The organism is Arthrobacter sp. Hiyo1 (genome assembly GCF_001263615.2).
Taxonomy (GTDB): Bacteria; Actinomycetota; Actinomycetes; order Actinomycetales; family Micrococcaceae; genus Arthrobacter.
The window spans coordinates 917,610-924,406 of the sequence record NZ_DF952469.1 but is presented as its reverse complement, the minus strand read 5'-3'; the positions used below and the strand labels follow the sequence as shown (position 1 = coordinate 924,406).

The 6,797-nt window shown below is 62.9% G+C and carries 7 protein-coding genes; 6 read left to right on the top strand and 1 reads right to left on the bottom strand.

Features of this window, described 5'->3' with window-relative positions:
* Positions 1-137: 137 nt before the first annotated feature.
* A complete protein-coding gene (locus tag AHiyo1_RS08540) occupies positions 138-452 on the bottom strand; it encodes a hypothetical protein (protein ID WP_059388267.1) in 315 nt (104 codons plus the stop codon).
* 119 nt (positions 453-571) lie between these two features.
* On the opposite strand from AHiyo1_RS08540, the gene AHiyo1_RS08535 reads away from it, so the two are divergent.
* The 6 genes from AHiyo1_RS08535 to AHiyo1_RS08510 form a co-directional block, all read left to right on the top strand.
* The gene (locus tag AHiyo1_RS08535; protein ID WP_253257218.1) at positions 572-1,390 is read left to right on the top strand and encodes a COG4705 family protein; all 819 of its coding nucleotides are present in this window, start codon (positions 572-574) and stop codon (positions 1,388-1,390) included.
* 172 nt (positions 1,391-1,562) lie between these two features.
* Positions 1,563-2,723: an extracellular solute-binding protein gene (locus tag AHiyo1_RS08530; RefSeq protein WP_059388266.1), complete on the top strand. Its 1,161-nt coding sequence runs from the start codon at positions 1,563-1,565 to the stop codon at positions 2,721-2,723.
* Positions 2,720-3,682, top strand: coding sequence for an ABC transporter permease (locus tag AHiyo1_RS08525; RefSeq protein ID WP_253257217.1), 963 nt, complete (start codon positions 2,720-2,722; stop codon positions 3,680-3,682). Before AHiyo1_RS08530 ends, AHiyo1_RS08525 begins: the two co-directional genes overlap by 4 nt.
* A complete protein-coding gene (locus tag AHiyo1_RS08520) occupies positions 3,682-4,545 on the top strand; it encodes an ABC transporter permease (RefSeq protein ID WP_084784425.1) in 864 nt (287 codons plus the stop codon). The genes AHiyo1_RS08525 and AHiyo1_RS08520 overlap by 1 nt, the downstream gene beginning before the upstream one ends.
* Before the next feature lie 32 nt (positions 4,546-4,577).
* Positions 4,578-5,657, top strand: coding sequence for an ABC transporter ATP-binding protein (locus tag AHiyo1_RS08515; protein ID WP_059388265.1), 1,080 nt, complete (start codon positions 4,578-4,580; stop codon positions 5,655-5,657).
* A partial coding sequence (locus AHiyo1_RS08510) for an inositol monophosphatase family protein (RefSeq protein WP_059388264.1) occupies positions 5,654-6,797 on the top strand: 1,144 nt, incomplete at its 3' end. The genes AHiyo1_RS08515 and AHiyo1_RS08510, both read left to right, overlap by 4 nt.

Here is a 6,797-nt window from a genome sequence, read left to right as displayed (position 1 = left end):
CTGCGCTACAGGGTGCTCGGCTCACAGCTGAGCGAGACGGCACGCAGCCTCGAGCGCATCGGCGCGGAGTGGGACCGCCGCCTGGCCGCGATCAAGCGGATCGCGGAGGGGCTGTAATTCTTCGACAACGGGCGCGCCTAAGTTGAGCGTCGGTTGCGCGCTTGGTGCGCCAGTTGGATGAATCCGTAGATGAAGGCGGCCTCGATGAGCACCATCAGTCCGAGCCACAGCAACTCGCCGGTGCCGATGAAGTCGATGATTCCGACGAGGACCAGAACGGTTCCGAGGACCAGAGTGTAGACGGCGAAACCAAAGGCCACCCTTGCGCTCCGCACGCCCGTCTGGAAGCCAAAACCCAAGGGTTCTCCTCCCGGATAGCCCTGGACGCGATCGTGTCCCGCGGGCTTGAGCCTGTCGAACTCTTCCCAAGGATCCTGATCCTGATCGGCCATGGTTCCATTATCCCGCGAATGGCGCGGGGTGGCTTGGGGGGCTTCGTCACCGTGTCAGGGCGAGGGCCCCACGCGTCACATTCGGGAAACGCTCGGGAAAGCCCTGAACAATGGGGGCCATGATGCCCGAAGAACTCACCGCTAGCCCGCGGGCCAAGGACACCGTAGCTGCTGGCGATCGACTGCAGAAAGCCGTCGCCCGAGCTTCCGCCTCGAAAGTACCCGAGGTGACCGTCTTGTTCTGGGTAGTGAAGATCCTCACTACCGGGATGGGCGAAACCACGTCCGATTTCCTGGTGCACAGCTTTGAGCCCGAGATCGCTCTGGGCCTCGGATTTGCGGCGTTGGTAATTTCGCTGGTCCTCCAGTTCCGCGTCCGCCGCTACATCCCTTGGGTGTACTGGACCGCCGTTGCGATGGTCAGTGTGTTTGGGACCATGGCTGCGGACGCCGTCCACGTCGGACTTGGCGTCCCCTATCTGGCGTCGACCCTCTTCTTCACCGTGGCTCTCGCTGTTGCCTTCCTGCTCTGGCACCGGAACGAGAAGACCCTTTCCATCCATAGCATCACCACCCGGCGTCGGGAGGCTTTCTACTGGGCCGCTGTGCTGACAACTTTCGCCCTCGGCACGGCTACCGGGGACCTGGCCGCCTACTCGCTGGGCCTCGGTTACCTCGCCTCGGGCATCATGTTCGCGGTTGTCATCGCTGTCCCGGCACTGGCCCACTGGCGTCGCCTGCTGGCGGCGATCCCGGCCTTCTGGTTCGCGTACATCCTGACCCGGCCATTGGGGGCGTCCTTCTCCGACTGGACCGCTGTTTCTCCTGACCGAGGGGGACTCGACTTGGGAACCGGCCCGGTCAGCCTGGCCCTGGCCGCGGCGATAGCGGTCCTGGTCACGTTCCTGACGATCGGTTGGAAGCGAGCCCGCAAGTAGGGCGATCCACTGCAAAACGTTTCGTGCTGTTGTTCGTATGTCCTGACATATTTGCGTTAATTCTTCCTCGGGTTAACCCCGGATTCATGGGCCATGACCCACTCCTTCACCTTGCCCTTGGATGGTAGTTCCTGCCCTTGGGGGACTTTTCGGTTCAAGATGAAGGAACACCATGACCAACCGCTTTCTAGCAGCGGCCGCCGTCGCCGTTGTTGCAGCCACCGCTGTGACCGGCTGCGCTCAAAGCAGCACCGCAACGGCCCAGAACAATGGCGCCAGCGCATCCCCGGACAAGACGATCACCGTTTTCATCAGCGGGGACACGAACGTCCAGAACCTGTGGGAAAAGAGCCTTGTTCCCGCCTTCCAAAAGGCCAACCCCGGCTACAACGTGAAGGTCACCCTCGATCTGCACGGCGAGCACGATTCCCAGACCCTGGCGAAACTGACCAGCGCCACGGAGCAGAACAAGGAACCTGATTTCGACCTCGTCGATGGCGGCTTCGTTTCCAAGGCTTCCGCAGCCAATCTGCTGACCTCCGTGAGTTCCCAGACCATTCCGGCATTGAACGATGTCCCGCAGGACGTCATCAAGGCCGGCGGCACCGGTGGCATCCCGTACCGCGGCTCCGCGGTGCTCCTCGCATATGACACCAAGACGGTTGCCACTCCGCCGAAGACCCTCGACGATTTGCTCGCCTGGATCAAGGCAAACCCGGGCAAGTTCACCTACAACTCGCCCAAGTCCGGTGGGTCCGGCGGTGCATTCGTTGCCACCGTTTTGGACAAGTTCGTTCCGGCCGACGCCCGCGCCAAGATGACGGTGGGCTACGAGAAGGATCTCGAGAAGTACTGGGACCAGGGCTTCGCGACGTTGAAGGACCTCAACTCGTCCGTCTTCCAGAGCGGTGTCTACCCCAACGGCAACCAGCAGACCCTTGACCTGCTCGCCAAGGGACAGATCTCCATGGCTCCGGTGTGGTCTGACCAGTTCATCACCGGCTTGACCAACGGCCAGATCCCGTCCAGCGTGAAGGCCACCCAGATCAGCAACCCGTCGTTCACCGGCGGCGCCGCCTACCTCGGCATTCCCAAGTCCTCGCCCCGCCAGGAAGCGGCGCTGAAGCTTGCAAACTTCGTCCTCTCGCCGGACGCACAGACCATGATCATCAAGGAAATGTCCGGATTCCCGGCCATCAGCCTGGACAAACTTCCGGCTGATGTGAAGGACAAGTTCAAGGACGCAGACACCAACAACCTGCGCAAGGGCTACTTCGACCAGATGGGCAAAGACCTGAACAACCTCTGGGACCAGAAGGTTCCCGGCCAGTGACAACCACGCTTCACAAGCCGGCGGAACTGCAGCAAACAGTTCCGCCGGCTCGTACCACGCGCCCCAAGCGCCTGGGCCAGCGCGCCGTCGGGTTCTTCATGGCACTGCCGCCGATCCTGTTGATCGCGATCTTCGTCGGCTTCCCGATCATTCTCGCGTTCGGCTTCAGCATCGGCCTGACCGGCGGGTTGAACCACACCATCGCCACCATTGGCCAGAACGTGCACGAGGCAGACGCTTGGTGGGGAACGCTGGCCGCGTACCAGGAGATGTTCACCAACAAGCGTTTCCTCGGGGACCTCCTGGTCACCGTCATCGTGACGCTGGTCAGCACGGCAACGGTCATCTTCCTGGCCTTGGGCATTGGGCTCTACCTCAAGCTGAAAGGCGGTCGAATGGCCCGCCTCCTTTCCGGACTGGCGATCGTGCCGCTCTTCATCCCGGTGGTCATCGCCTCGTGGGCGATCCTGACCTTCTACTCCGGCACCGGTTTCCTCCGGAGCGTGTTTGCCCTCTTCGGGCTTGACTTCCCCGTGTGGGCCTTCACCATGGTCACGGTCATCATCGGCTCGGTCTGGACTTCCCTGCCTTTCGCCGTGCTCATGGTCTCCTCCGGACTGCAGTCCGTGCCGAACGCCATGATCGAAGCAGCCCGCGACGCCGGTGCCGGGTCCTTGCGCACGATCGTTTCGGTAATCGTTCCGATGGCGGCAGTTCCCATCATCATCGCGACGACGTTTACGGCCATTGGAATTGTTGGATCGTTCACGGTCCCGTACTTCACCGGGCCCAATTCACCGAACATGCTCGGAGTGGACATGTCCAACTACTTCTCTGCCTTCAACCAGCCACAGCAGTCCGCGGTCATGGCTTTCACTGTCTTCCTGATTGCCTCCGGAATCGCCGCGCTCTACGTGTGGGCGAACTTCCGTTCCGCCAAGGAACAGGGGAAAGTCTGATGGCTCTCCCTACCGGATCCCCGGCTGGGTCCCGCACCCGCAGGCCGCTCACGCTCGACTCGATTGTCCGCAGTGCGCTGGTGGGCCTGTTCGTGGTCCTCATGATCGTTTTCATCCTTGGCCCCCTGCTCTGGCTGGGCGTCCGCGCTTTCGCCGGCAACTGGACCTTCCCCAACCTCCTTCCCGATGACTGGACATTGCGCTGGTGGCAGGTGGTGGTCAACGACGGCGCGCTCGGAATCGCGGTGCAGAACTCCTTGTTCTTCGCCCCGCTGACGGTCCTTGTGTCTTCGATCATCTGCTTGCCCGCCGCCTACGCCTTCGCCCGCTTTGATTTCCCCGGACGCCGCTTCTTCCTGATCAGCCTGTTCGCGACCAACGCCTTCCCCAAGATGGGCTTGTTCGTCACCCTCGCTGCGCTCTTCTACGCCTTGAACCTGATGAACACCGTGCTGGGAATCCTCGTGGTGCACGTGCTAGGCACCGTGGTGTTCATGACGTGGATTCCGGCGGCAGCGTTCGCTGCCGTGCCGCGGAACCTTGAGGAAGCAGCCCGCGACGCCGGAGCCTCCACATTGCGCGTGTTCGCTTCCGTGACCCTCCCCATGGCCCTGCCCGGGATTATCGTCGCGGCCGTGATGTCCTTCCTGGCGTCCTTCGACGAAGCACAAGGAACGTACTTGGTGGGTGCACCGGCCTTCATGACCATGCCAACGCAGATGTACAGCCTGGTGCTGAACTACCCCACCCAGGTGGCTGCCGTCTTTTCGATCCTGCTGGCCATTCCCTCCGTGGCCCTCATGCTCGCGGCGCACAAGCACATCCTCGGCGGCCAGCTCGCCGAAGGCTTCCAGATCAAATAGCGCATCGCGCTCAATGTTCAGACAGAGAACCCATGACAATCCATGAACCGTTGACTGAATCACCCGCCAGCCCCACGAAGCCGGGCACTCCGGCGTCGGGCGGTGGCCTGACCATCCGCGGCCTCCACAAGATCCTCGGCGGCCGCACCATCATCGACAACCTCGATCTGTCGGTAAAGGAGGGCGAGCTGGTGTCCTTGCTGGGGCCCTCCGGCTGCGGCAAGACAACGACGCTGCGCATGATCGCCGGGTTCCTGGAGCCGGACTCCGGTTCCATTGAGGTGGAAGGCCAGGAGGTCTCGCACCTCGGCGCGGAGAACCGCCCCAGCGCCATGGTGTTCCAGAACTACGCGCTGTGGCCCCACATGACCGTGGCCAAGAACGTTGGCTTCCCGCTGAAGCTCCGCAAATTGTCCAAGGCTGAGATCAAGGGCAGGGTGGAAGCCGTCCTGGAGTTGGTCAGCCTTTTGCACCACACGGATTCCAAACCGGCACGCATCTCCGGCGGCGAGCAGCAACGCGTGGCATTGGCCAGGGCACTCGTCCAGGAGCCGAAGCTCCTGCTCCTTGACGAACCCTTGAGCAATCTGGACGCGAAACTACGTGTCAAAGTGCGCGAAGACATCCGCAAGATCCAGCAGGAACTGGGCATCACAACGGTCATCGTCACGCACGACCAGGAAGAGGCGATGTCCATGTCGGACCGCATCGCCGTGATGAATGCAGGCCGGATCGAGCAATACAGCACCCCGGAAGCGCTCTACGCCCGCCCGGAAACCGAGTTTGTCGCCACCTTCATCGGAAGCATGAATCGCTTGGAAGGCTCGCTCGACGGCGGACTCATCACTGCGGGCCCGGACATTCTCGGGATCCGGCCCGAGGACGTCATCCTGGCAGACGCCCCCTTCGCAGGTGCTGTGCCGGCGACCGTCGAGAGGGTGGTCCCGCGCGGACACTTCCAGGAAGTGTACGTGCGCAGGGCCGACGCCCGGCTCCGCAGCTTTGTCAGCGGAGAGCTCATGCAGCCCGGCCAACAGACATATGCGGGGATCCGCAAGGCCATGACCTTCCGGGACGGACGCCTGGTAGGAGAGGCAGGTGCCGCACTGTGAGCAACACGATCGACACCAAAAGGACCCGGGCCGCGGCCCATCGGGGCGACTCCAGCAAATACCTGGAGAACACCTTGCCCGCCATCGCGTCAGCCATCGACGCGGGTGCGGACCTCGTGGAAGTGGACGTCCGGGTAACGAAGGACGGGCAGGTGATCCTGCTCCACGATGCCGCGCTGCTCAGGATCTGGAGCCTCGATGCGGACGTTGCAGACGTCGACTATGACCGCATCAGGCAACTGGGCGCCGGTGAGGAACGTATTCCCCTGCTATCCGAAGCCCTTGAGCTCTTTCGCGACAGCCGGTCAACCTTGCTCATCGACATGGACGAGCCCGGCCCCGCGAAGGCGACTGCCGCCGTCGTACGCGAAAGCGGCATCGAAGTGGCCTGGTGCGGGAACCTGGACGGGATGCGGATCATCCGCGCCCTCGATAAGGATGCCCGGATCTGGCTGCCTTGGAGCAAGAGGACTGCCCCGCCGGAGGAGTTGCTGGCCGAACTGGGTCCCGAGTTCGTCAATTCCGAGCACGTGGTCCTCAGCAAGGGCATGGTGGAACAGATCCACGCCGCGGGAGCCAAAGTAGCGTGCTGGACCGTGGACAACCTGGAAACCATGCGCTGGGCATTGGGACTCGGCGTGGACTCGATCACGAGCAACCAACTGGACCTGTTGCAAAGCGCCATCGCCGAAGACCCACAGGCATGGACTTCGGCCCAGGCTCCCAGAGGACTGGCCGGAGACGAAGTCCTTGAGTCCCGGAAAGTCGCGATGGAGCTGGCCGAATGGGCCGTCGGGTACATGCGCGACGCCGATCGCGGCCTGGTCTCAACCAAGGCGCACCCTGCCGACCTGGTCACGGAAGTCGATATCGCCGTCGAGCGCCACGTCCGCGAAGTGATTGGAGCCCGCCTTCCGGGCCACACAGTGGTTGGCGAGGAAATGGGCGGAGTCGCCCTGCCCGGCGCACCGTGTTGGTACCTTGACCCCGTCGACGGGACCACCAATTACGTAAACCAGATTCCGTGGACGGCGTTCTCACTTGCCTTGGCCGTGGACCGCAAGCCCGCGGTCGCCGTCGTCGCAGATCCCTGGCGCGGCGAGATTTTCGAGGGGTGGGCCGGTCACGGTGCGTGGCTCA